23 protein-coding genes, 1 tRNA gene and 1 rRNA gene are annotated in these 24,412 nt (G+C 58.9%); 16 read left to right on the top strand and 9 right to left on the bottom strand.

All coding sequences use genetic code 11. The annotated features are described in order from the left end of the window. Positions 1 to 110: 110 nt before the first annotated feature. The 3 genes from AC559A_RS11830 to AC559A_RS11820 all read right to left on the bottom strand — a co-directional run bounded on the left by AC559A_RS11830 (position 111) and on the right by AC559A_RS11820 (position 3,100). A complete protein-coding gene (locus tag AC559A_RS11830; RefSeq protein WP_498818067.1) occupies positions 111 to 1,298 on the bottom strand; it encodes a lipopolysaccharide assembly protein LapA domain-containing protein in 1,188 nt (395 codons plus the stop codon). A 50-nt stretch (positions 1,299 to 1,348) separates the two neighbouring features. Further along, the gene (trpS, locus tag AC559A_RS11825) at positions 1,349 to 2,371 is read right to left on the bottom strand and encodes a tryptophan--tRNA ligase (RefSeq protein ID WP_498818066.1); all 1,023 of its coding nucleotides are present in this window, start codon (positions 2,369 to 2,371) and stop codon (positions 1,349 to 1,351) included. A 72-nt stretch (positions 2,372 to 2,443) separates the two neighbouring features. Further along, positions 2,444 to 3,100, bottom strand: coding sequence for a site-2 protease family protein (locus AC559A_RS11820; protein ID WP_028571873.1), 657 nt, complete (start codon positions 3,098 to 3,100; stop codon positions 2,444 to 2,446). A gap of 421 nt (positions 3,101 to 3,521) precedes the next feature. Here AC559A_RS11820 and AC559A_RS11815 point away from each other — a divergent pair, with 421 nt between their 5' ends. Both AC559A_RS11815 and AC559A_RS11810 read left to right on the top strand, forming a co-directional pair. Further along, entirely contained in the window at positions 3,522 to 4,373 is an 852-nt protein-coding gene (locus tag AC559A_RS11815) for a rhodanese-like domain-containing protein (RefSeq protein ID WP_498818065.1), read from the top strand. After that, positions 4,370 to 5,356: a DUF362 domain-containing protein gene (locus AC559A_RS11810; RefSeq protein WP_498818064.1), complete on the top strand. Its 987-nt coding sequence runs from the start codon at positions 4,370 to 4,372 to the stop codon at positions 5,354 to 5,356. The genes AC559A_RS11815 and AC559A_RS11810 overlap by 4 nt, the downstream gene beginning before the upstream one ends. Positions 5,357 to 5,426: 70 nt before the next feature. Here the strand turns inward: AC559A_RS11810 and AC559A_RS11805 are convergent, their stop codons facing one another. Beyond that, entirely contained in the window at positions 5,427 to 5,912 is a 486-nt protein-coding gene (locus AC559A_RS11805) for a hypothetical protein (protein ID WP_028571875.1), read from the bottom strand. Between the two features lie 251 nt (positions 5,913 to 6,163). Here AC559A_RS11805 and AC559A_RS11800 point away from each other — a divergent pair, with 251 nt between their 5' ends. The 11 genes from AC559A_RS11800 (at position 6,164) to AC559A_RS11750 (ending at position 18,418) form a co-directional block, all read left to right on the top strand. Further along, positions 6,164 to 6,907 (top strand): basic amino acid ABC transporter substrate-binding protein, encoded by a 744-nt coding sequence (locus tag AC559A_RS11800; protein WP_498818062.1) that lies wholly within the window; start codon positions 6,164 to 6,166, stop codon positions 6,905 to 6,907. 106 nt (positions 6,908 to 7,013) lie between these two features. After that, positions 7,014 to 7,841 (top strand): amino acid ABC transporter permease, encoded by an 828-nt coding sequence (locus AC559A_RS11795; protein WP_498818061.1) that lies wholly within the window; start codon positions 7,014 to 7,016, stop codon positions 7,839 to 7,841. Continuing rightward, positions 7,828 to 8,568 (top strand): amino acid ABC transporter ATP-binding protein, encoded by a 741-nt coding sequence (locus AC559A_RS11790; protein ID WP_028571878.1) that lies wholly within the window; start codon positions 7,828 to 7,830, stop codon positions 8,566 to 8,568. Before AC559A_RS11795 ends, AC559A_RS11790 begins: the two co-directional genes overlap by 14 nt. 153 nt (positions 8,569 to 8,721) lie before the next feature. Continuing rightward, positions 8,722 to 9,216: an HIT family protein gene (locus AC559A_RS11785; protein WP_028571879.1), complete on the top strand. Its 495-nt coding sequence runs from the start codon at positions 8,722 to 8,724 to the stop codon at positions 9,214 to 9,216. Positions 9,217 to 9,237: 21 nt separating this feature from the next. Beyond that, a complete protein-coding gene (locus AC559A_RS11780) occupies positions 9,238 to 9,657 on the top strand; it encodes a LapA family protein (RefSeq protein ID WP_028571880.1) in 420 nt (139 codons plus the stop codon). Between the two features lie 139 nt (positions 9,658 to 9,796). Then, on the top strand, positions 9,797 to 10,918 hold the full coding sequence (locus AC559A_RS11775) for a tetratricopeptide repeat protein (RefSeq protein WP_498818060.1): 1,122 nt from the start codon (positions 9,797 to 9,799) through the stop codon (positions 10,916 to 10,918). Beyond that, on the top strand, positions 10,911 to 13,664 hold the full coding sequence (mutS, locus tag AC559A_RS11770; protein WP_498818059.1) for a DNA mismatch repair protein MutS: 2,754 nt from the start codon (positions 10,911 to 10,913) through the stop codon (positions 13,662 to 13,664). Before AC559A_RS11775 ends, mutS begins: the two co-directional genes overlap by 8 nt. 151 nt (positions 13,665 to 13,815) lie before the next feature. Further along, positions 13,816 to 15,069, top strand: coding sequence for a diaminopimelate decarboxylase (lysA, locus tag AC559A_RS11765; protein WP_498818058.1), 1,254 nt, complete (start codon positions 13,816 to 13,818; stop codon positions 15,067 to 15,069). Continuing rightward, entirely contained in the window at positions 15,054 to 16,226 is a 1,173-nt protein-coding gene (locus AC559A_RS11760; protein WP_498818057.1) for an ATP-binding protein, read from the top strand. The genes lysA and AC559A_RS11760 overlap by 16 nt, the downstream gene beginning before the upstream one ends. Before the next feature lie 119 nt (positions 16,227 to 16,345). Beyond that, the gene (locus AC559A_RS11755) at positions 16,346 to 17,296 is read left to right on the top strand and encodes a YbgA family protein (protein WP_028571884.1); all 951 of its coding nucleotides are present in this window, start codon (positions 16,346 to 16,348) and stop codon (positions 17,294 to 17,296) included. Positions 17,297 to 17,326: 30 nt separating this feature from the next. After that, positions 17,327 to 18,418, top strand: coding sequence for an AI-2E family transporter (locus AC559A_RS11750; RefSeq protein ID WP_028571885.1), 1,092 nt, complete (start codon positions 17,327 to 17,329; stop codon positions 18,416 to 18,418). Between the two features lie 42 nt (positions 18,419 to 18,460). On the opposite strand, the gene AC559A_RS11745 is transcribed toward AC559A_RS11750, so the two are convergent. Both AC559A_RS11745 and AC559A_RS11740 read right to left on the bottom strand, forming a co-directional pair. Beyond that, positions 18,461 to 19,267, bottom strand: a complete 807-nt coding sequence (locus AC559A_RS11745; RefSeq protein WP_051434466.1) for an ElyC/SanA/YdcF family protein — start codon at positions 19,265 to 19,267, stop codon at positions 18,461 to 18,463. 182 nt (positions 19,268 to 19,449) lie between these two features. Further along, positions 19,450 to 19,596 carry a hypothetical protein gene (locus AC559A_RS11740; protein WP_498818056.1) on the bottom strand — a complete coding sequence of 49 codons (147 nt, stop codon included), beginning with the start codon at positions 19,594 to 19,596 and terminating at the stop codon, positions 19,450 to 19,452. A 437-nt stretch (positions 19,597 to 20,033) separates the two neighbouring features. Here AC559A_RS11740 and AC559A_RS11735 point away from each other — a divergent pair, with 437 nt between their 5' ends. Then, complete coding sequence (locus AC559A_RS11735; protein ID WP_028571886.1) at positions 20,034 to 20,468, top strand: 4Fe-4S dicluster domain-containing protein; 435 nt, start codon at positions 20,034 to 20,036, stop codon at positions 20,466 to 20,468. Further along, entirely contained in the window at positions 20,461 to 22,239 is a 1,779-nt protein-coding gene (locus tag AC559A_RS11730; RefSeq protein WP_498818055.1) for an aldehyde ferredoxin oxidoreductase N-terminal domain-containing protein, read from the top strand. The genes AC559A_RS11735 and AC559A_RS11730 overlap by 8 nt, the downstream gene beginning before the upstream one ends. A gap of 148 nt (positions 22,240 to 22,387) precedes the next feature. On the opposite strand, the gene AC559A_RS11725 is transcribed toward AC559A_RS11730, so the two are convergent. Both AC559A_RS11725 and AC559A_RS11720 read right to left on the bottom strand, forming a co-directional pair. Further along, positions 22,388 to 22,464, bottom strand: a tRNA-Arg gene (locus tag AC559A_RS11725). Between the two features lie 77 nt (positions 22,465 to 22,541). Next, positions 22,542 to 23,447 (bottom strand): DMT family transporter, encoded by a 906-nt coding sequence (locus tag AC559A_RS11720; protein ID WP_498818054.1) that lies wholly within the window; start codon positions 23,445 to 23,447, stop codon positions 22,542 to 22,544. On the opposite strand from AC559A_RS11720, the gene AC559A_RS11715 reads away from it, so the two are divergent. Next, complete coding sequence (locus tag AC559A_RS11715; protein WP_498818053.1) at positions 23,447 to 24,241, top strand: PHP domain-containing protein; 795 nt, start codon at positions 23,447 to 23,449, stop codon at positions 24,239 to 24,241. The two genes, AC559A_RS11720 and AC559A_RS11715, sit on opposite strands and share 1 nt — an antisense overlap. Positions 24,242 to 24,321: 80 nt before the next feature. Here the strand turns inward: AC559A_RS11715 and rrf are convergent. Beyond that, positions 24,322 to 24,412: ribosomal RNA gene (rrf, locus tag AC559A_RS11710) — 5S ribosomal RNA — on the bottom strand; the annotation flags it as partial.

The following is a 24,412-nucleotide window of genomic DNA, read 5'->3' as shown; positions in this document are numbered from 1 at the left end:
AGCGAACCGGCGATCCCGATGATCACTTTGTAAGCATCATTTTCGCGACCCTTTTCCGATTCCCAAGACGCCGGCTCGCCAAATTTCTCAATCTTCATGGCAGGACCAGGCTAGCGCCCGCCCCCGGCGTCTTCAAGTTCCTTGGCCAATGACTGGAGCATCTCCTCAACCCGTTCCAGGGTATCGCGTTGCTCATCGGTCTCCACCTGGGACCCCAAAAACGCGGTCTTTCCCGCGGTGTCCCGCAGAAACCCGGCCACAAGCTGTTTGCGAAATATCTCGGGCAGGCCCTGCAAGGCCAGCATCTGCTCTTCCAGGGTTTCGACCTCGACACCCAATTGCTGCTGACCTTGCCCCAGGGACTCGAGTTCATCACGAACCGACACCCGTTCGCGCTCCCAGGTCCGTCCCATCTCCTCCTGGGTCGAGGCCATATGACCGCTTTGAATGTGCAGGTCTCCGAGCTGTTCGGACAGTTGAGTCATTTGGTTGTTAAGCACGATGTAAACCCCGCTGCTCACGACCAAGGCCAAGGCGACGGAGAGGAACAGGACGGCCCCCCACCCCGGGCCGGACGGACGTTCCAGGACTTCATCTTCCTTGAATTCCGGTCGGTTTTCGGATGCGTTGCCGGACCGGGAAGGATCGGAAGCTTGTTTATCGAGAGATTCCGAAATTGATTCCAAAACAGTTTTGGAAGGGTCGGATGCGTCGGTTGCATGGGAATACTGGGTGGATTCCGGAGTTCCTTCCTGAACTTCAAGGGAAGATGCGGCGGTATTTTCAGCGGAGGCCTGTTCCGAATTCTCGGCAAGGACTTTGTCTTCCGATTCCGATATGGTTTTCTTTTCCATCGTGGACTCCATGGGCGGCTGAAGGGTTAGCGTGGAAGTTTCCGTGGATGAAATGTCGGTGGCGGCCCCCCGGCGGGATGTCGCCGAAGAATTGTCCCGGTGCTCTTCCGGTTCGGAGGTTTCGAGCGTCGAGTCGGGTTCCGGCTCTGGCTCTGGCTCTGGGCGCAGTTCGCGTTCAAGGTCCGCGACCTCTCGTTTTGTTTCAGCCACCGAGCGTTTCAAGCGCCGATGCTCGCCGAGATACGGCAGGCTGGTTACGACGAACCCCGCAACGAAAAGGATCGAAATCAGGACAAAAATGGGTAAGCTGAACTCGACGCTCAGCAACTCCGGCCAATGGATCACCATGGGCAGGGCCGGAGACAAGATTTCGGCGTTCTGCACCGCGCCCAGGGCGATGGCCACACAGAACAGAAGGAAGAACAGGATTTTGACATGTTTCATATCAGCTCCATTTCCCGACTTCGCGAAAAAGCGCCCGAAAAAACTCGGTATCAGGCCCGAAGGGCGGCCAGTTCCTTGTATTCCAGGTTAACCCGTTCCCGAACCAGGGTCAGCGTCTCCAGGGCCTGTTCGTGGGCCTTGCGATTGCCGGCCTCCAGCATCTCCCAAATCCTGGCCGGATGGGCTTCCAACGCGGCCCGCCGTTCCCGCATGGGCTCAAGGAACGCACCGAGGCTTTTCAAAAGCAGCTTTTTACAGTCCACGCATCCCAACGTGGCCTGGGTGCAGCCGGAGACGATCTCGGAGCGCTGAGCGGCATCCGTCATCAGCATGTGGTAGGGGAACATGTTGCATTGATCCGGGTTGCCGGGGTCTTTTTTGCGCATCCTGTTGGTGTCCGTGAGCATGCTCATGATTTTCGGCGTCACCTGCTCCATGGACTCCGAAAGGTGGATGGCGTTGCCGTAGCTTTTGCTCATTTTTCTGCCGTCCAGGCCGGGCAGCTTCTGGGCCTCGGTCAACTTGGCCTGGGGCTCCGGAAAGAGCGGAGTATAAAGGAAGTTGAAGCGCCGGGCGATTTCCCGGGTCAGCTCCAGGTGGGGCAATTGGTCCTGGCCCACCGGAACGAGCTGCGGACGGTAGATCAGGATGTCCGACGCCATGAGCACCGGGTAGCCCAAAAAGCCGTAGGTGCTCAAGTCCTTGGAGCCCTCGAGTTCGCCTTTCACTTCCTTGTAGGTGGGGTTGCGCTCCAGCCAGCCCAGAGGGGTGATCATGGACAGCAGGAGTTGCAGCTCGGCATGCTCCTTGATCTGGGACTGCAGGAACATCGTGCATTTTTCCGGATCCAGTCCAGCGGCCACCCAGTCCATGACCAGTTCGGGCACGAACTGCCGGATCCTCTGCGGGCTGGCGTACTCGCTGGTCAGGGCATGCCAGTCGGCCACGAAGAAAAAGCACTCGTACTCTTCCTGCAAGGCGATCCAGTTGACGAGTACGCCGAAGTAATGGCCCAAGTGCAGCGGCCCGGTGGGCCGCATTCCGGAAACAATGCGTTGCGGGGTCGTGGACATGAAACCGATCTTCCTCAGTAATAAGTGGTTTAAAAATTCATAAAAACTCGACCCACTGCGCAAATGGATCGATCAAAGCAAAATATTGGTAAAGAATCTGACCATCGGCAGCAGAACACTTTGCAGCACACCGGTCATCAGCAGCAAGATAATAACGACAAAGCCGTACCGCTCGAAACTGTAGATCATGCGAACGCCGCCGGCGGGCAGAAACCCGGCCAGGATCTTCGCGCCGTCCAAAGGCGGGATGGGGAGCAGGTTGAAAATCCCCAGAATCAGATTGACGAGCACCCCGTACTGGGCCATCAGGGCCAACGGTTCGATCACGCTCATCCCGGCCCCGCCAAGGGTCACGGCCAGAAAGATCAAGGCGTGAAACAGGAAGGCGAAGGCCAATGCCAGAGCGAAGTTGGTCCCCGGACCGGCCAGGGAGACCAGCATCATCCCTTTGACCGGGTTCTGGAAATAGCGGGGATCCACCGGAACCGGCTTGGCCCAACCGAAAAGAAAGGGGCTTTTAATAAGGACGAGAATCAGCGGAAAAAGTATCGTCCCCACGGGATCGACGTGGCGGATGGGATTGAAGGTGAGCCGTCCGGCGTTTTTGGCGGTGGGATCGCCCAAACGCCACGCCGCGTAACCGTGCGCCGCCTCATGACAGGTGATGGCGATGAGTACCGGTACGGCCATAATCGCCAGTTCGCGGATGAAAGATGCTATGTCGAACATATTTCATCAAAATACCACGCTTGGCCGATGGAAGCAAGGAATGGCCGCGTAGCGTCCATTTTCAAAGGTTTTCTCAGCTTGGCCAGACCGGGCAGGGCAAATTTTTTCTCAAGCCAAGGCTCTCTGGATCGGTATCGAAATCGAAATCGTGATCGAAATCGATTGCTGGTAACTTTCCGATTTCGATAGCGATTTCGATTTCGATCTTTCCTGCTCCAACCAGGGCGATATCCCCCTGGCCCCATTTATCCTGACAAATTTGAAATTATTGCGAGTTTCCCGAGAAAAAAAGCCCTGGCCGGACCGGCCTCCCGCCTTGAACAACATCACGCTTGTCGGTTACGTTTTCAAACCACACAGGGAATCTCCCCTGCACCACTGATATCCAATAAGGCACGTCAAACCCCAAAGGACCCATACCATGCCCGTCGAATCCATCTACCCCGAGGAACTGCCCGCATTCAGCGCCAAGCTGAAAGAGTCCGACTATGCCCTGGTGGACGTCCGCCAGCCAGGCGAATACCGGGAGGGCCATATCCCCGGGGCTCGATTGCTACCGTTGCCGGAAATTGAAGCCCGCCTGGACGAACTCGCCGCCACGTCAAACCTGGTTTTCTACTGCCGCAGCGGCGCGCGCTCCCAGGCCGCGGCCAACCTGGCCCAGACCGCCCTGCCTCCGGATACCCGCATCCTGAACATGCTCGGCGGGTTCATGGCCTGGGACGGCCGAGCGCTGACCGACATGCCCCGGCTGGAGGTGTTCGCCCCGGGCCGGGAGTCGTTTGAGACCACGTCCCAAGCCCTGCTGCGGGCCATGGATCTGGAAAAAGCCGCCCAGCGATTTTACCAGGCCGCGGAAAGCAGAGCCACATCCTCGGAAATGGCCGCGACTCTCACCACCCTGGGCAAGGTGGAGCGCGCCCATGCCAGGGTGATCTTCCACCGCCTGCAACTCGCTGACGCGGAATATGCCCAGCGGGATTTCGAGGCCTGCTTTGATGAACTGAAAGGGGATATTCTTGAGGGCGGGGAATCGCTGGAGGCGGTCGTGGGGCGGCTCCAGCATCGCGGCACCGACAAGGCGAACAACGGCTTTTGCCTTTCCGTGACCGAACTGGCCCTGATGATCGAGACCGCGGCCTATGACCTGTACAAAAACCTGGCCGGGGTCCATGCGGGAACGGAACTGGAAGCGGTCTTTCTGGAATTGGCTGAGGATGAACTGAAGCACCAGCGCCTGTTGGCCCGGCTCTTGCCGGAGTGCACGGCGTGACCACGCGCCCCGGCCCAAATGAGCATTATGATGGTTCTCGAATCCCCGTGGCCCTGACCCGTTGCGCGGCCTACGAGATGGACCAGCTTGCCGAGTCCATCCAGGCTTGTTGGAAAGCTTTGGGCCGCGTCTTTCGCCCCGGGGACGCAGTGCTGGTCAAGCCCAATCTGGTCACCTCCCGCCGGGCCCATCTCTCCTGCACCCACCCCCAGGTTGTCCGGGCCGTGTGCATCCTGCTGCTGGATCACGGGGTCCGCGTCCAGGTGGGCGACTCTCCGGCCTTCGGCACCGCCGGACAGGTAGCCCGGGCCGCCGGCCTGACCGAGGCCTTGGGCGACCTGCCCGTGCCGGTGCGCAACCTGAACCGACCGGTTTCGGTCCGCCTGACCGGCGCTTCTCAGGCCGGCATCCAGGTGGGCATCTCCCGCCACGTCCTGGAGGCCGACCTGCTGCTCAACCTGCCCCGGCTCAAGGCCCATTCCCAAATGTACATCACCGCCGCGGCCAAGAACCTGTTCGGGTGCGTCTGCGGGGTGCGCAAGGCCCTGGCCCATATGCGCCACGGCCAGGGCGACGACCTGGCCGGGCTGATCCTGGATCTCCAACCCCACCTGCCGCCCACCACCTCTCTGCTGGACGCGGTCACGGCCATGGACGTCTCCGGCCCGGCCAGCGGACAGCCGTGCTACCTGGGCCTGCTGGCCGCCTCGGGCAACCCCGTGGCCCTGGATACCGCCGTCTATACGGCCCTGGGCCTATGTCCGGAACAGGTTCCCCTCTGGCGTGAGGCCCGCCGGAAAAATCTGCCCGGCCACCACCCGGACCAGATCACCACCCCTCTGCTCTCCCCCGCGGACCTGGACCTTTCCGCCTACCAGGCCCCGGATCGCCTCAACCCGATCTCTTTCCACCCCCGGCAGGTCGTCAAAAGCATGTGCCGCCGAGCTTGGCTGGGGCTTCGCGCTGTAGCAGCGGGCAGATGATAACGAGCAGAGGAGGGACTGCGGGATCGGCTCGAAGCCGGGGGAACATCCCCAGACTTCGAGAGTGTGGTCATTTATCCGTAATACTTCGAAAAACACCTGCTCTGGCATTTTCAATCAACTCTTCGGAAGAGACCTCTCCGAAGTTGAAGTTGATAATCTTCCACTCATTTTCCGGCTTGTAGAAAATGAATTCCATCCGCAAGGATGCTTCCGCGTTGTACATGAGGTAGGTGAGGACATGAATTCGGCTGCTGTATTCGTAAAGCCCGATGCGTTCCCGACCGGTGTAGGCTCCAAACGTTTCCGGCAACAACTCCAGTTTTGACGTTGTTTCCGCTATGCCTTCACCTCCAGCATACCAATTGGGATTGGTTGCTATCAATCCGCCAATTGCCTCCGATGCCTTGCCTTCCGTCAACAAAGAAAAAAACGCGTCCAATGCCTCGTCATACGAAGCAGCGGCGAATGCCGGGCCGCTCAGAGAAATTGCAAAAAAGACCGCCAAGCCCATAAACCACCGCCTCGCGGTGGCCGTTCGATTGATCTGAGGCATGCTTCCTCCATCTTTTAAAGTATATAGAAAACTGCGCCCGCTCCAAAACGTATAGACTACCCAGGGCCGGGAAGCTTCGCAACTCCGGCCCTAACCAAAACCAAACTCGCCCAGAGCTTCGCGAACCCGCCCCATCTCCGCCCAGGTTCTTGACCTGACGGGGCCAACTCTTTACAGGCACACGGTGTGGAAGATGATGTTTCTCTCCACATGATATTCATCTCAACGCAAACGAATGGAGGTTTTGGAGCATGTTGAAGCGTTTTCTTCTGACAGGACTGCTGTTGGCGGCAATGACGTCCACGGCCTGGGCGCAGCGCACGATCACCTTCGCGTCCGACTGCACGTGGCCGCCCATGGAAATGATCAGCGAAGACCGCGAGTGCGTCGGATTCGGGCCGGATCTTGTCAATGCCATGGCCAAGGCCGGCGGATTCGAAGCCGTGATCCAGAACACGGCTTGGGACGGAATTTTCGCAGGATTGGCTACCGGGCGGTACAACGCCATCTCCTCCTCCGTGTCCATCACCGAGGAACGCAAGAACGCCATGGACTTTTCCGATCCCTACTTTGAAGTCAAGCAGGGCGTCGTGGTCCGGGACGGCTCGGACATCAAGACCGAGGCCGACCTGGCCGGCAAGACTCTCGGCGCGCAGATCGGGACAACCGGCTACTTCGCCGCCATGCGCATTGCCGGAAACAACGCCAAAAGCTATGACGAAGTGGGCTTGGCCGTCACCGACCTGGCCAATGGCCGCCTGGACGCGGTGATCGCCGACGATGCCGTGGCCGCGGACTATGCCCTGACCCATCCGGACTTCTCCAAGACCCTGACCCTTGCCTTTTTGATCGAGCCAGACGAGCCGGAGTACCTGGGCTTTGCCGTGAAAAAGGGTGACACAGAAACCCTGGAACTGATCAACAGCGCCTTGGCCGCGGTCAAGGCCAGCGGTGAATACGATCAAATCTTCAAAAAATGGTTCGGCGGGGAATAACCCAGTTCCCTGATGATCACCTCTCTCTTCATGCCGGATGCGGCCAGCCTCCGGCATGAAGAGGCTTGATCCTTCTTGAATCCTCAAGCGACGCCAAAGGGAAACGATGGCCGAAAAGCAAGTCGTCATTGACGTTGGAGACGGAGCGGCCCTGCCGCGCAAGCAAGACCGAGGACTTTTCAGCGCCTGGTGGATCGCCCTGATCGGCGCTCTGGGCATCATTGCCTATCTGTGCATCTCCCGCCCAGATCCATACTTGCGGGTTCTCAAATTTCTCCCGGACGGGATCGTGGTCACCTTTCAGGTCACCATCCTGTCCATTCTTCTGGCCCTGGTCCTGGGCCTGTTCACCGGTCTGGGGCGGATTTCAAAGAAACGGGTCATCAACCTGATCGCCTCCACCTATGTCGAAGTAGTTCGCGGCATCCCGCTGCTGGTCCAACTCTTCTACATCTATTTCGCTCTGGGTCAGGTCTTCGCCAACCTTCCGGACTCCAACGCCCTGTTCATCTTCCTGAAAAACATGCCGCCCCTGGTGGCCGCGGTGATCGCCATGGGCATCTGCTACGGGGCCTACATGGGCGAAGTTTTTCGAGCCGGGATCGAATCCATCGACCATGGTCAGACCGAGGCGGCCAGATCCCTGGGCTTCAACCGCACCCAGACCATGTTCTACGTTATCCTGCCCCAAGCCTGGCGGACCATCCTGCCCCCCGTGGGCAACGAATTCATCGCCCTGCTCAAGGACAGCTCCCTGGTCTCCATCCTGGCGGTGTCGGACATCCTGCGCCGCGGTCGGGAATTCGCCAGCGTGACCTTCAACTACTTCGAAACGTACACCATGGTTGCCCTGGTCTATCTGGTGATCACCCTGCTCCTGTCCAAAGTCGTGAGCACCATGGAAGAAAGGTTGAATTATTATGAGCGCCGCTGAAAAAATCATCAGCATCCGCAACGCCAGCAAATTTTTCGGCGACCTCAAGGCTCTGAACGACGTGTCCCTGGACATCCATGCCGGGGAAAAAGTGGTGATCATCGGACCCAGCGGCTCCGGGAAAAGCACCCTGTTGCGGGCCGTCAATCGGTTGGAGACCATCGACCGGGGCGTCATCACCGTGGACGGCAAGGACGTCAACGACCCCAGAAACGACATCAACGTTTTGCGCATGGAAATGGGCATGGTTTTTCAAAGCTTCAACCTCTTTCCACACAAGACGGTGCTGGAAAACCTGACCATGGCCCCCATCAAGCTGAAGAACATTCCCCGCGCCCAAGCCGAGGAACGGGCCATGGCCCTGTTGAAGAAAGTGGGCATCGATGAAAAATCCGCGGTTTATCCGGTCAAGCTCTCCGGCGGCCAAAAACAACGGGTGGCCATTGCCCGTGCCCTGGCCATGAACCCCAAGATCATGCTCTTTGATGAGCCCACCTCCGCCCTGGACCCGGAAATGATCGGCGAGGTGCTGGACGTCATGGTCACCCTGGCCAAGGAGGGCATGACCATGGCCGTGGTCACCCATGAAATGGGCTTTGCCCGGGAAGTGGCGGACCGGATCGTTTTCATGGACCAGGGGGAAATCGTGGAAGTCGGTGCACCGGACCACTTTTTCGAACGCCCCGAGCATCCCCGGCTGAAAAAGTTTTTGAGCCAGATTTTGTGAGGGTTCAGCTATTCAACGGTTCACGGTTCAACGGTTGGTTTTGGCCAGGACATGCAAACCTGCTTTCCATGACGATCTTTTGATCCGAACCTCACTCGCCCTCAATCACGACCGTAACCGTTGAACCGTGACCCCCTGAACAGTTGAACCCTTATGGACACCCTTTTCGCCCCCTGGAGAATGGAGTACATTCTCGGTCCCAAGGCGGACGAGTGCGTGTTTTGCCTTCCGGAATCCACCGCGCGGGATCGCGATCAACTGGTTTTAGTTCGCGGAAGGCTTTGCTTTGTGATCATGAACAGGTATCCCTACACCAACGGCCACCTGATGGTGGCTCCGTACCGCCATGTTCCGGACCTGACGGATATGAACGAGGCGGAAGCCGGTGAAATGACGGATTGGCTGCAACGCTCCGTCCGGGTTCTCCGCGAGGCGCTCGGGCCGGACGGCTTCAACATCGGTTTGAACTTGGGAAGCGTCGCCGGCGCGGGCATTCAGGACCACCTGCATATGCACGTCGTCCCCCGCTGGCACGGAGACACCTCATTTATGACGGTTTGCGGCCAAACCCGCGTCGTCTCCGAGCACCTCTCGGCGACGCACGCCAAACTGGCATCGCTGTTTCTTACCATCTCACCCACACTCTAACCCCGCATAAGGAGAGGCTGTATGCGCTATTTGAAGGTCTTGCTGCTGACACTTTTTTTCTTCGTCTCCATGGTGTTCTTTATCCAAAACAACGACATGTTGTCCAACGAACTCGTTCTCAAATTGGAACTGTTCGACCTGAGCTTCGTTTCCCGCGAAATGCCCTTTTACCTGATCGTCCTGGTGAGTTTCGTGATCGGCTCGGTATTCAGCATGAGTTATTTCCTGGCGGAAAAAATCCGGCTTACCCATGAGTTGAAATCCTCCAAGGCCAAACTGGCCGCCCTGGAGCAGGAAGTGACCTCCCTGCGCAACCTGCCGTTGGAAGAGGAAGTCTATCCTTCCAGCTCCAAGACCGAAACCGCCTTCTCCACGGCATCCTACGCAGACGAGTCGGCGCAGCCCTATTCCGAGAAAAAGCGCGAAGACGGCGTGGCATAAGGTCATTGTCCCACGTCGCGCCTCCTCTCGGCGCGTTGTTGGCCGCCATCGGGTTCACGAAACGCATCTCGGCATTCCGGGCCGCGCGTGAACCCGGTGGTGTTTCCTTTTGACCGCCTTTTTCATTGAGTTGTAACGAATGCGCGATTGGATAAAAATGGTTTTCTCCTCCAGGTCCATGGGTCAGAATCATTTTCCCAACGAATCCCACGCGGACGGGTTGTTGCCGCCCTCCGAGGACACCTTCGCGGCCATCAGCGAACTGAGCCGGGTGGTCAAGAACAGCCCGGACGCCGTGGAAATTTATCTGGCTCTGGGCAACCTGTACCGTTCCCAAGGGGAAATCGAGCGGGCCGTTCACATCCGCCAGAACCTGATCCTGCGCCCCGGCTTGCATCAAGAGTTCAAAGCCCGTGCATATTATGAACTGGGCCGGGACTACAAACGCGGCGGCTTTGTGGACCGGGCCTTCGACGCCTTGCGCCAAGCCCGTAAGATCGCCGGCAACAACCCGGCCATCACCCTGGAACTGGCCAAACTCAGCGCCGAATCCGAGGAATACGTCCAGGCGGCCAAGTATTACCAGGAGTTGGGCAACTCCGTTGCCGAGGCCCATTACATGGTTCGGCAGGCCCAAAAAGAGTGTCGGGACGACCCCAAGCGCTTCCCGGCTGGTAAATGGCTCGACCGGGCCCTGAAGGTTTCCCCGGGATGCATGGAGGCTTGGCTGGAAAAACTGCAACGCGCCTGGGGCGGGCTGGAAAAAACCAAGCCGGCCACTATCCTGGACAAGGCCATGGCCCTGGTCCCGGAACAGATGCGCTTCATGTTGCTTGAAGGACTTCTAAATACTTCGAGCAACAACGACCGTTCCGGCAACGCCCCCTCTTCCGCCCCGGACTTGGACGCCGCCCTGGCCGTGCTGTCCGGCTATCCCCAGGACATGCTGCTCCAGTATTACGGAGGCCTGCTGCTCCTGAACCAAGGCCACGAACAGGACGCCCAGGCCTGGTTCGAGCGCTGCCTGATCCTGGAGCCGAATTTCTGGCTGGCCCGCCTGGAAATCCTGAATCTGGCAAAAAAACACCACGATTTGCCAAAAACCCTGGCCGTGCAACTGGATTTTTTTCTTTCCCGTGCCCGGGAAGTCAAACGATTCTCCTGCCGTCAGTGCGGACTGAAGCGGGAATCGATCTTTTTCATCTGTCCCCGCTGTGGTTCCTGGCACTCCATCACCTTTCGCCGCAATCTGAATGAGTGATCCAAGTCCGCCCAAGCTGACGCCCATGCTGGAGCAGTACCTGGGCATCAAGGCCGCCCATCCGGACGCCCTGCTCTTTTTCCGCATGGGGGACTTCTACGAGCTGTTCTTCGAGGACGCCGAAACGGCGGCCCGGGAACTGCAGATCACCCTGACCAGCCGCAACCCCAACGCCGAAAACCCCGTTCCCATGTGCGGGGTGCCCTATCACGCCTGCGAATCCTACCTGACCCAACTCCTGAACAAGGGGCTCAAGGTGGCCATCTGCGATCAGGTGGAAGACCCCAAAGAGGCCAAGGGACTGGTCAAACGGGCCGTGACCAGAGTCCTGACCCCGGGCACCCTGGTGGAGGACGCCGGCCTGGAGGCCAAGGAGCACCATTTTCTTGCGGCGCTGTTCTGGGACGCCCAGGCGGATTTCGGCGGGCTGGCCTGGGTGGACGTGTCCACCGGGGCGTGCCGAGGCATCCGGGTACGCGGGCAGATGCCCCTGTGGTCCTGGGTGAACAAGCTCCAGCCACGGGAACTTCTGCTGCCCGAGCATCTCCGCCCTCCGGTCCAGGCCGGGGACGTCGCCGACCGGATCACCCCGCTGCCCGTGCGCGGGTTCTTCGAGTTCGGACAGGCCAAGGAACGGGTCCTGCGCACCCAGGGCGTGGCCGATCCGCACGTCCTGGACCTGGAGAACAAGCCGCAGCTCATCCAGGCCTTCGGGGCCCTGCTGGCCTATCTGAAGCAGACCCAGAAACACGATCCGAACCACCTCCAGTCGTTTCAAGTCATCCAACCCGGCGATTTTCTGCTCCTGGACGAAGTCACCCTGCGCAACCTGGAAATTTTTCGCCGCCTAGACGGCGGACGCGGACCGGGCACCCTGCGCCACGTCCTGGACCAGACCCTGACGCCCATGGGCGGCCGCCTATTGGAATCCCGACTCCACTACCCCTGGAAGGAGCCGGAGCCGATCCTCCAAAACCAGGCCGTCGTCGCAGCACTGTTGGAAAGCGACGCATCCCGCTCCGAACTCGCCCAGCGACTGTCCACCACAACGGACCTGGAACGCATCGCCACCCGGATTTCCATGAACCGGACCTCGCCCCGGGATTTCGCGGCCCTGCGTCAAGGCGTCGCCCGGCTGCCCGGGCTCCGGGAAGCCTTGAACACTCTGACCCAGACTGGTCAAAATTCCGACGTGCCGGGAAACGGATCCCCGGTGGTTTCACCTTCCGACCATGGACCGGGCAACTTCGACGACATGCCCCCGCAACTGCTCCAGGACGTTTTGCGGACATGGGACGATCTTGACGACCTGGCGGACCTGCTCCAGCGGGCTCTGGTAGACTCTCCGCCCCTGCTGATCACGGACGGCGGCATTTTTCGCCCCGGATACGACCCGGATCTGGACGTTCTGCTGGACCTGGCGGAGCACGGACAGGATACCTTGCGGGAGATGCTGGCCGGGGAACAGGAACTGACCGGCCAACCGAAACTGAAGATGGGCTACAACCGGGTTTTCGGCTATTATTTCGAGCTGCCCAGGTCCCAGAGCAAGGAATTGCCCGAGCGATTCCAGCGGCGACAATCCCTGGTGTCCAGCGAGCGTTTCGTGACCGAAGAGCTGAAAGAGCTGGAGGATCGCTTGCTGGGAGCCTCGGATCGGCGCAAGGTTCTGGAGCACAAACTGTTTCAGGAACTGCGGGACAAGGTAGACGGATTCCGGCCACGGGTCATGCGCATGGCCGAGACCGTGGCCCGCCTGGACGTCTGGTTGGCCTTGGCCGAAGCGGCCAGGAAATGGTCCTGGTCCCGCCCCGCCGTGGCCACGAACCTGAACATCTCCATCATCGGCGGCCGTCATCCGGGCATCGAGGCCTGCCAGGGCAGCGCGGACTACATTCCCAACGACGTGCACCTGGACGACCAGCGGAGGGTGCTGATCATCACCGGTCCGAACATGGGCGGCAAGTCCACGGTGCTCCGCCAGACAGCGCTGATCTGCATCCTGACCCAGATCGGCTCCTTCGTCCCGGCCGCCCGGGCGTCCATCGGCCTCACGGATCGGATCTTCACCCGTGTGGGGGCCTCGGACAACTTGAGTCTTGGGCAAAGCACCTTTATGGTGGAGATGATTGAGACGGCTCGCATCCTGCGTCAGGCCACCCAACGCAGTCTGGTCATCCTGGACGAAATCGGCCGGGGGACCAGCACCTACGACGGCCTGGCCCTGGCCTGGGCCGTGGTGGAGGAACTCTCCGGCCAGGGGGTGAAACAATCCAGAGGGCCCGTGCGGACCCTGTTCGCCACCCATTACCACGAACTGACCTCCCTGGAAGGCCGGTTGCCCGGTGTGCGCAACTACAACATCGCGGTCAAGGAGTGGAAAGGCGACATCATTTTTTTACGCCGACTGGTCCCAGGCCCTTCGGACCGCAGCTACGGTATCGAGGTGGCCAAGCTGGCCGGCCTGCCGCGCGGGGTCGTGGCCAGGGCCAAGGAGATTCTGGAGGAACTGGACGCCGCGAAACAACCTCGAAAGCTCCACCAGTCATCCAAACCGGCGCGACAACAACTGCTCCGCGATCCCTTGCCCGGCTTGGGAATCACGCCACCCTCCCGCGAGAATCCGGAAGAAACCGAAATTTTGAACCGATTACGCGACCTGGACCCGACGCACCTCAGCCCCATGCAGGCGTTGACCCTGCTCCAGCAATGGAAGGAACGCCTGGAAGGCGACGTTGGAATCTGAATCGAAATCGAAATCGCGAAAAGCAAATAACGAGCTCGAATGTCGACGATAGCGATTTCGATACCGATTTCGATTTCGATTTCGTCTCCAGGCAAAGCCTGAATGTGCGACCATATTGAACGTAAAAAATGAATGAAGGAGAATCGAACCCATGCATCACTTTACATATCGCAATGGAGAACTGTACGCCGAGGATGTGGCGGTCCGGGATTTGGCCGCTCAGTACGGCACCCCGCTGTACGTCTATTCCACGGCCACCTTCAAGCGCCACTTCCAGGCCTTTGACTCCGCCTTCGCCGATTTGCCGCACATGACGTGCTATTCGGTCAAGGCCAATTCCAACCTCTGCGTACTGCGCCTGCTCAGCGAACTGGGCGCGGGCATGGACATCGTTTCCGGGGGCGAACTGTTCCGGGCCCTTTCCGCCGGGGTCCCGGCCCGCAAAATCGTCTATTCCGGAGTGGGCAAACGGGCCGAGGAAATCCGGGAAGCCCTGCTGGCCGACATTCTGATGTTCAACGTGGAGTCCATGGACGAGCTGCGGCGGATCAACGATATCGCCCTGGAACTGGGCAAGGTCGCCCGGATCAGCCTGCGCATCAATCCGGACGTGGACCCCAAGACCCATCCTTACATTTCCACGGGGATGAAAAACAACAAGTTCGGCCTGGACATCAAGCAATCCCTGGAAGGCTATGAACTGGCCCTGAAGCTTCCAGGCATCGAGCCCGTGGGCATTGACTGCCACATCGGCTCTCAACTCACCTCCATCGAACCGTTCCTGGAAGCCCTGCACCGGATCAAGGACTTCAGCCAAAAGTTGAAAACAATGGGCGTGGATGTTCGTTTTCTGGACCTGGGAGGCGGCCTGGGCATCACCTACGACCAGGAAGAGCCTCCGCATCCCAAGGAGTTCGGCCAAGTCCTGGTCCGGGAACTTCAGGACATGGACGTCACCCTGATCCTCGAACCGGGGCGGGTCATCGCCGGCAACACGGGCATTCTGGTCACGGAAGTCGTGTACACCAAGTCCACGGAAACCAAGCATTTCGTGATCGTCGACGCCGCCATGAACGATCTGGTTCGGCCATCCTTGTACCAGTCCCATCACTCCATCGCCGAAGTGACGCCCCAACGTCGGCCGACACGGAACGTGGACGTGGTCGGACCCATCTGCGAGTCAGGCGACTTCCTGGCCCGGGACCGGGACCTGCCCGAAGTCCGCTCCGGAGAACTGCTGGCGATCTTTTCCGCCGGCGCTTACGGCTTTACCATGTCCTCCCAGTACAATTCCCGCACCCGGGCCGCGGAAATTCTGGTGGACGGCTCCCAGACAATGCTGGCCCGCAAACGCGAAACCTACAGCGACCTGATTGCCCTGGAGCGTCAATGTCTCAAGGAATGAACACCCTCTTCGAGCGGTTGCCGTCCGTGCCGGTCCCCATGGACCGGCTGCGCGGCTTTCAAAGCCAATTGGGCATCGATCAGGAGGACTTCGTCCGGATGGATCACCTTTCGGACGCGTTCTTGCCGGAAAAGGAGCGATTCGCCCAGCGGGTCTTCGATCATTTTCACGGCATCCCGGCGACTCGCGTCGTCCTGGACCACGGCCCGTCACATGAACGGATGATCCGGATCTGGTCCCATTGGTACGAATCCTTTTTCCAGAACCGCAACCAAGACGCTTTTTTGGTCGCCCAGTGGCGCAGCGGCTTGAACCACGTGGCCGCGGGCATCGACCATCGCTACATCAGCCTGGGCTACGCCATGGCCCGCAAATTCATCCATGAAACGGCCTTTGCCAAGCTGGACCCGGAACCCTGCTCAGCGGCCATCGACCTGATGGATCGCCTTCTGGATCTCTGCCTGCTGGTGGAGACGGACGCCTTTATCACTTCCCTGACCAAGTGCGATATGGAGATCATTCGCGGCATCGCCCATCAGGTCCGCAATCCCTTGATGGTCATCGGCGGCAACGTCCTGCGTCTGCGCAAACAGCTTCCCGCGGACGACCCCAGGCACGAAGTGTACGAGACCATGCTGCTGGAGGCCAACCGCCTGGAGCGGATGGTTCGCAATGTGAACACCTACAACGAGGTCTTCCAACGCGAGCCCCGGCCCAACACCTGCGACCTGGACTCCGCGATCAAGGCCGCCCTGGCGGAACTGCTCCCCCAGGAGGGGGTTCGTATCGAAATCCGGCTGGACCCGCACCACCCCAACGTACTGGCGGATCCGGAAGACCTGCGGGTCATTCTGTATCACCTGATTCAAAACAGCCTGGAAAACGCGGCGGACGCCTCCACCCCCGAGGTCCGGATCAGCTCCGCCCCAAGCGAGACCAACGGCGACTTTCTGGATCTCCACATCTTCAACAACGGCCCGACCCCGGATCCGGACAGCCTGGAGAGCCTGTTCACGCCCTTTTACTCCACCAAGGCCCTGGGCACCGGCTTCGGTCTGCCCATCGCCAGGCTGGCCGTACGCAAGAATCACGGCCACCTGACCTTACGGTCCCATCCTGAGGAAGGCACGACTTGTCTGGTCACCTTACCGATGTGATGGGGTGATGTTTGGCTCACGCGAAGGCGCGAAGACGCGAAGCCGAAATGATATGTACATCCTGAGCGTCTTCGCGCCTTCGCGTGAGCCCCTTTAACATTTACCCGGAGAACGACGACATGGAAAAACCATTACGTCTGGGCATCAGCTCATGCTTGCTGGGCAACAACGTCCGCTATGACGGCGGACACAAGCTGGATCGATTCCTGCGGGACACCCTGGGCAAGTACGTGGAATTCGTGCCGGTCTGTCCCGAGGTGGAGTGCGGCATGCCCGTGCCCCGGGAGGCCATGCGGCTGGTGGGGAACATCGAGAATCCGCGATTGCGGGCCATTCGCTCCGGCGAAGACCTTACGGACCAAATGCTGGCCTGGACTACGGAGAAGAATAAATGGCTGGCCGGACAGGACCTTTGCGGGTTCATCTTCAAAAGCAAATCGCCATCCAGCGGCCTGCAAGGCGTGAAGGTCTACTCCGAACAAGGCATGCCCCAGCAAAAAGGGGTGGGTATTTTCGCCAAGACGTTCATCACCCGTTTTCCGGACATTCCGGTGGAGGACGATGGACGCTTGAACGATCCGGGCCTTCGGGAAAACTTCATCGAACGGATCTTCGTGGCCCGTCGCTGGCAAGACGTAGTCGTGGCCAAACCCGCCCTGGGCCCGCTGGTTGCCTTTCAAGCACACCACAAGTATCTTATTTTAGCCCACAGCCCGAAACATTACACAGCCTTGGGCCGCTTGGTGGCCCAGGCCTCGGAAATGGATCGGGACCAGGTCTTCGCCGAGTATGGTCGCCTGCTGTCCGAGGCCCTGCGAATACGCACCACCAAGGCCAAATTGTTCAACGTGCTGGAAAAGAGCATGGGCCATTTCAAAAAGCAGATTACGGCCTGGGAAAAGCAGGAACTGCTGGACGTCTTCCGACGCTTCAAGGAAGGCCAAATCCCGCTGATCGTCCCGATAACCTTGCTCAACCACTACATCCGCAAGTATGATGAACCGTATCTCACAACACAGTTCTTCTTCCATCCGCACCCTTTGGAACTCAAACTGCGCAACCACGCCTAGCCCCTACTCACCTTTTCCCACGCCCACGCCATGCGCCTGATCCGGGACTGGTTCCAACGACATTTCAACGACCCCCAGGTCGTGATCCTGGTGGGCATGCTGATCGTGGTGTTCGCCGGGATCTACTTCCTAGGGCGGATGGTTGTACCCTTTCTGACCGGGCTGGTCATGGCCTATCTGTTGGAAGGATTAGTGCGGTTTCTAACCAACTGGCGAGTTCCTCGACTCCTGGCCGTGCTGATCGTCTTTTTCGGGTTCTTGACCGGATCGTTCATCGCCTTGTTCTGGCTGCTGCCCATGCTCACCAAGCAGATCGCCCAACTGGTTCAGCAGATCCCCGGCCTGATCACCCACACCCAAGCCCTGCTGCTCCAGCTCCCGGAGCGCTACCCCAAGTTCATCAGCGACGAACAGGTGGTCCAGTTCACCACGGCGCTGCGCACCGAACTGTTCACCTTCGGCCAAAAGCTGCTGACCTTTTCCGTGGCCTCGGTCACGGGGTTGATCACCATCATCGTGTACTTGATCATCGTGCCCATGCTGATCTTCTTTTTCCTCAAGGATAAAGAGAAAATAGTGAGCTGGCTGCGAGGCTTCCTGCCCAAGGAGCGGAACTTGGCTAAGCAGGTTTGGCTGGAAGTGGACAACCAGATCGGTAACTATATACGGGGGAAGTTTTGGGAAATCCTGATCGTCTGGGGCGCTACCTACGCGACCTTTCTCTGGCTCGGCATGCAGTACGCCATGCTGCTCGGGCTGGTGGTCGGCCTGTCGGTGCTGATTCCCTACATCGGAGCCGCCGTGGTCACCCTGCCCGTGGCCATTGTGGCCTATGCCCAATGGGGGTTCGGGGACGAATTGTTGTACGTGCTCATTGCCTACGCCGTGATCCAAGCCATCGACGGCAACCTCCTCGCCCCCCTGCTCTTTTCCGAAGTGGTGGACATCCACCCCGTGGCCATCATCCTGGCCATCCTGGTCTTCGGCGGACTCTGGGGCTTCTGGGGCATTTTCTTCGCCATTCCCCTGGCCACAGTGGTCCAGGCCGTACTCCGCGCCTGGCCCAGATCCATGGCTCCGCCTCCGGAGGCATCAGAACCCGGCACGCAGTCCACAGAATAAAGAGCGGAGGGGAGAGACAGCCTTTTTCCCTTCCCATCCTCTTTAACCGTCCTTCGTCTCCGCTACAGTGCGACGCAACCGAGGAACCTCCCGGACTTGGGCCCAGACCATCCCCAGGTACTCGTAGACGGCACGTTCGCTGCGACGTAACGCGGCGGCGGACGGGAAATAATCACCAGGATGGCGCTCCTTCTCCAAGGACTGCTTGACCAGAAAATCCGTCGGAGCCGGGATCGGAGCCAGTCCGGCGGCCTTGGCCAGGGTCACGGACCTCGGCATGTGCGATGCCGAGGTCACCAGCAAAAAAAGCTCATCCGCCGCGATCACCTCCCGCAACGCCAGCATCTCCTCCGCCGTATCCCTGGGTTGGTCCAGTAGAATCCTCGGCTCCAACTCTCCCAGCTCTCCAGCGGCCTCAGCCATGACCTGAGCATGGGAAAACGCATCGAAAACCGCTCCTCCAGTAAAAACCAAAACGCTCTCCGGAAGCTGTCGATGCAGCCGGATTCCTTCGACGAGCCGGGCAAGCGAGGCGTCGGACAATTGCATTGTCGCGGGCAATCGAGGATCGGAACGATGCCCTCCGCCCAGCACGACGACAAACCTGACGTCCGCCAAACCCCGAACATCCGTCACGGGTTCGTAACGACGCTCCAACGGAGTCAGAAGGCGATCCGCCACCGGAGACGAGGCAAAGCCCACCGCAACCATCGTCCCCAATAGCAGCAACAACCCGGCTGGCTTCCGGCCTTTCCCGAACCACAGCAGCGCCAGCCCGGCAACCAACAGAAATCCAGCCACGCTCAGGGGCATGCAAAACTGGCCGATGATTTTTTTCAACAGGATCATTGGAGATGGTTCAGGATTCAAAGCTTCTCCTTCGGTGTCGGGGTCGGTATCGGAATCGGGGTCGAATAAGGGTCATGGGCGAACAAACAGTATCGATCCCGATCCCGATCCCGATAGCGACGCCGACCCCGATAACTTTTTTTCAAGTGAATAACTCACTACCGAAGTAAACTTGGTATAAATCACTCCGCCCCCCGGATCATATCCATCATCTCCTCCACGGACAGTTTGATTCCGCTGTCCGTTCCTTCCAGCAAACTGGTGGCCAGGTCGCGTTTGTGGCGGTGCAGATCGAGGATTGATGGCCTGGGGACCGGAGGTCGAATCAAGAAATACGAGTGGTTCGCGTCTTACATCGGCTCTCCTTCATTCGCAATTATAAAAATCACTCGACTCTGCTCAACACAGCCCCACTCTTCCCATTCGTCGCAACGGATTCGATATTACTCCGGCTTGTTATCCTGATCCGAAGTGTTGTGTACCGAATTCAAGGGGCATTTCACGCGCCTGGTCATGCCTGCTCACCTTCAATGATACAGAGGACTCTTGCCAGGTCAACATCCTTGAACAAGCCCGCCCACTTCTCTTCGCGCCTCGCGCTCTCTTTTTCTTTAGACTTTCCTCAGCCCAAACCATCCTCCCCCCGCCCAACAGCCCCGGTGAGGTCGAAAGTGATTTTTGCGCCCTGAAGGTAAAAAGGCTAACTTGGCATTTTTCACGAGACATTCTCCTTCAACCTTCCAACCTTCAACCATTGAGGAATACAATGAAGATTTTGCGTGCATCACGCATGGACCGATGCATCGGCTGTCACTCCTGCTCTTTGGCCTGCGCTCGGCAGGTGCACAAGAAGCTCTCCTGGAGCATGGCCGGCATCCGGATCAAGTCCAGCGGCGGCATCACCACCGGCTTTGAAGCCCGGCTTTGTCTGGCCTGCGACCCGGCCCCCTGTGTCAAGGCCTGTCCCACCGGCGCTTTTTCCCAGCGCAAAGGCGGCGGAGTAATTGTAAAAATGAAGCTGTGCATTCAGTGCGGCAAATGCGCCCCAGCCTGTCCGGTGGACGCCGTCTATCTGGACGAGAAGACACAGCCATACGTGTGTATTCATTGCGGCCGATGCGTGGAGTTCTGCCCCCACGACTGTCTGGAAATGCGCCAAAAACAGGAACATGTCCGCCAGGGAGGTGGTGCCAATGACTGATACCGCGTTTCGTATCTGCATCGTCCACTTGGACCGGGACAAAGGCGAAATCATCTCCTTTGGCGACAAGAACGTCCACATCGGCGGCAGCGGTTTAGCCGCAGCTTTGTTTGAAACCTACGGTCTACCTGAAAAACCATGGTCTCACCCGGACCAGCCCTTGATCTTCGCCATCGGTTGCCTGACCGGCTATTTTCCGCTGATGTCCAAGGTGGTCTGCGGCTTCAAGTCGCCCCATCACGACCAGTACGCCGAATCCCACGCCGGTGGCCGTCTAGCCCTGGCCATGCGCTTCGCCGGATACGACGCCGTGGTGCTGCGCGGCCGGGCCGAGGTGCCCGTGGCCGTACATGTGGGCTCGAAGATCATCGAAACCAAGGACGCCAACTACCTCTGGGGCGCCAACGCCCTGACCACGGGCCGAGTGATCCGCAGGGCCTTTCCCGGGGCTTCCGGTCATCGCAGCATCTTACGCATCGGCCCGGCCGGGGAGACCTTGTCCGCCTACGCCTGCATCAACGTGGACACCTTCCGCCATTTCGGACGGCTGGGCGCGGGGTCGGTCATGGGAGCGAAGCACGTCAAGGCCCTGGTGATCTCCGGGGATGGCGACCAGGAATTGCCGGGCGCGGACACCAAGGCTTATGCCAAGCTGTTCAAAAAAGTCCACGACGACATGACCGATACGGAAATGATGAGCAAGTACCACAACCTGGGCACCCCGGGAAACGTGGCCCCGCTCAACGCGCTCAAGTCTCTGCCCATCCGCAACTTGACCCAGACCACGGACCATGAGGTGGACGGCATTTCCGGCGAAACCTTTGCCAAGGACCTGCTGATCCGCAACACCGCCTGTGCCGGTTGCCCGGTGGGTTGCATCCACGTGGGCATGCTCCGGGAGCAGTTCCAGGACGAACACCGCTTCCAGATTCGCCAAGTGGCCTACGACTATGAACTGATCTTCGCCCTGGGCTCAATGCTCGGCGTAATGAACGCGTCCGAGTGCCTGGCCCTGATGGATGAAGTGGAAAAGGAAGGACTGGATGCCATGAGCACCGGCGTGGCCCTGGCCTGGGCCACCGAGGCGTATCAGAAAGGACTTTTGAGTAAGGAACAGGTGGAGGAAGAATTGGTCTTCGGCAACACCGCGGCCTACAAGGAAGCCATCTGGTGCCTGGGCCATGCCAAGAACGAATTCTATAAGGATTTAGCCAAAGGCGTGGCCCACGCCGCGGCGAAATACGGCGGAGAGGACTTCGCCTGCGTCCTGGGCCAGGAAATGGCCGGGTACGCCACCGGAGAGACCTTTTTCGCCTCCCAGTCCCTGTCCTTCCGCCACTCTCACCTGGACACCGGAGCCTATGGCTATGACCAGAAAAAACACGACAAGGACCCGGAAAAAGCCACCCGCTATTTCGTGGAGGACGAACGGGAACGTGTCTTGTTAACCTCCCTGGTCTCCTGCCTCTTCGCCCGGGGGGTCTACAAAAAATCGCTTCTGGCCGAATGCTTGAAGGTCGTCGGCCTGCCCGAACTGGCCGAGAACATGGACAAAGCCGCCGATGAAATGCAGCGATTGCGCTGGCGGATGCGCTTGGCCACGGGATATGAGCCGGAAAAAACCACCATTTCGAAGCGATTCCTGGAAGTGGAAACCTGGGCCGGCAAAATGGACCCGGAATACCTGGAAGCCCTGCGCCGATCCTACACCAAAGCCATCCGGGAACTGGGCGCTCCACTCCCGGCCAAGGAAGAGGAGTCGTCGACGTAGCGCTTTCAGCGCTCAGAACGATTCAACCAAGTCTATCGGCGATACCGACCCATGGACATGCAGGAATCCAGAAAAATATTGGTTTTCAGTGAATTGAGGTATTGAAAGAAAAAAGGGCTTCCGGTTCATCGGAAGCCCTTTATTTTCTTGGTGCGCCAGGGAGGGATCGAACCCCCGACCCTCGGCTTAGAAGGCCGATGCTCTATCCAACTGAGCTACTGGCGCGAAGCGGTTATCTCTACTGTAAGCTTATGAACCTGGTCAAGAGTGAGGAAAGCATCTGTCTTCAGCAAGCGCGATCATCAGCGGGATACACAACGGGCCCGAGGATCGTCGCCGGCCCGGACCATGATCAGAACGGCGAATATGATCAGCATCGCTCCCAAAATACCAAGATAGCCCAATCGCTCCCCCCACCATGCATAGGCGACCAACGCGGCCACCACGGGTTCAAACGTGGCCACCACGGAGGCGCGAGTGGCTTCAAGGCGACGCAATCCCGCGCAATAGGCCAGGAAGGCCCCATAGGTGGAAACGAGAGCCAGAACGGCCAAGGCTATCCAGGCGACGAGCGTTTTTTCATGAAAGTCCACAAAGGGATAGAGGGCGAGGGCCCCGATCGGCAAGGAAACGACCATCACCGAGGCCGCGGAGTATTTACTCAAATACCGCTTTCCGAAAATATAGTAGAGAGCGTAGGTCAGCCCTGAAAGTAAACCATACCCCACGGCGGCCGGATTCCAGAGACCTTCGCGAAGGGCGGTCAGGCCGTCCGGACCGAGGCTGACTCCCAGAACACCCAGCAAGGTTATGCCCACGGCCAGTATCTTCAGGCGTCCCAGGGCTTCCCCGAGAAATATCCAGGCCAGCAAGGCCACCCAGGCCGGAGCTGTATAGAGTAGGACCGCCGCGACGGAAGCGCCGCCAAGATCAACCGTTTTCTGAAACGCGCCGTAAAACACTCCGACACAGACCAGCCCGAAAAAGAAAAAAGCCGGGACGTCGGCTCGTTGAACACGCCATTGGCCATGGATCGAGACATGCACCATGAACAGCAGCGCTCCCAGCGTCGCCCGCCAGAAGGCGACTTCCAACGGCTCCAGGCCTTGTTGAAACGCCAGCAAAGCCAGAGGACCGATCATTCCCCAGAGAGTTGCGGCCAGAAGAACATAGGCGTAGCCTATTTTGGATTCCCTGGACAATTTCATTGAGTGCGATCGCCTTGTGTGATTTCTTCATATGGCCGCCCCTGCCAAGTCTTTTTATCTCCACGGACTCTATCAGACAACGGAAACGTCGCGTCATTATGCGTATTGATTGCCATTTTCATACCAGCCAGCACTCCTGCTGCTCCTTCGTCAATCCCAGAAATGCTTGTGAAATCGCCATTGCCCGAGGCTTGGACTCCCTGCTTTTCACGGAACATGGCGTCTACTGGGATCAGGATCGCCTCGAAGCATTACAATCCAACTATCCGCAATTGAAACTCTACTCCGGTATCGAGGTCGCGCTGACGGAAGGGTACCATATCGTGGCCTTCGGGGCTCGTTTTCTGAGTCATCCAGTACACCACCTTTCCCTCTCGGAACTCAACCGTCTTGTCGCCCCGGAGCGGGACAACACGTTTCTTTTCGTCGCGCACGCCTTTCGATACCAGACAAGCCCGACGCCGGAACTGGAGCAAGTCCTTGGTTGTTGCGACGGCCTGGAAATGCGGTCCATCAACATCTTGCGCGACCATGCCATAGAGCGTCCCGACAAAATCCTTTCGGCGGACCATGCCCTCTACGAGCACTATTTACAAGCGTACGACCTCATCCCGCTCTACAATACCGACGGCCATGACGAAGACATCATCGGTTTGATTTCCAATGACCTGCCGATATCCGCTCCTCCTAGCGACGAAGTGGACCTCGCTCGTCTCTTCAAGCGCCATTCTCCTGTCGAATTTCAAAACCGTGCCCTGCTGGCTTTGCACCCTTTGCTTGGCGCACATGGTTGAAAAGCCTCTGATTGCAAGTTCTCTCAAAAACAAAAACGCCCGCTTAGGTATCTAAGCGAGCGTTTTTGTGATGAGAAATGATCTGGCGGCGTCCTACTTTCCCACGGTTAGAACCGCAGTATCATCGGCGCTGGAGGGCTTAACTTCCGAGTTCGGAATGGGGTCGGGTGT

It is taken from the genome of Desulfonatronum zhilinae (assembly GCF_900182865.1).
GTDB classification, from domain to species: Bacteria; Desulfobacterota; Desulfovibrionia; order Desulfovibrionales; family Desulfonatronaceae; genus Desulfonatronum; species Desulfonatronum lacustre.
This window is presented reverse-complemented; position numbering and strand designations above follow the sequence as displayed.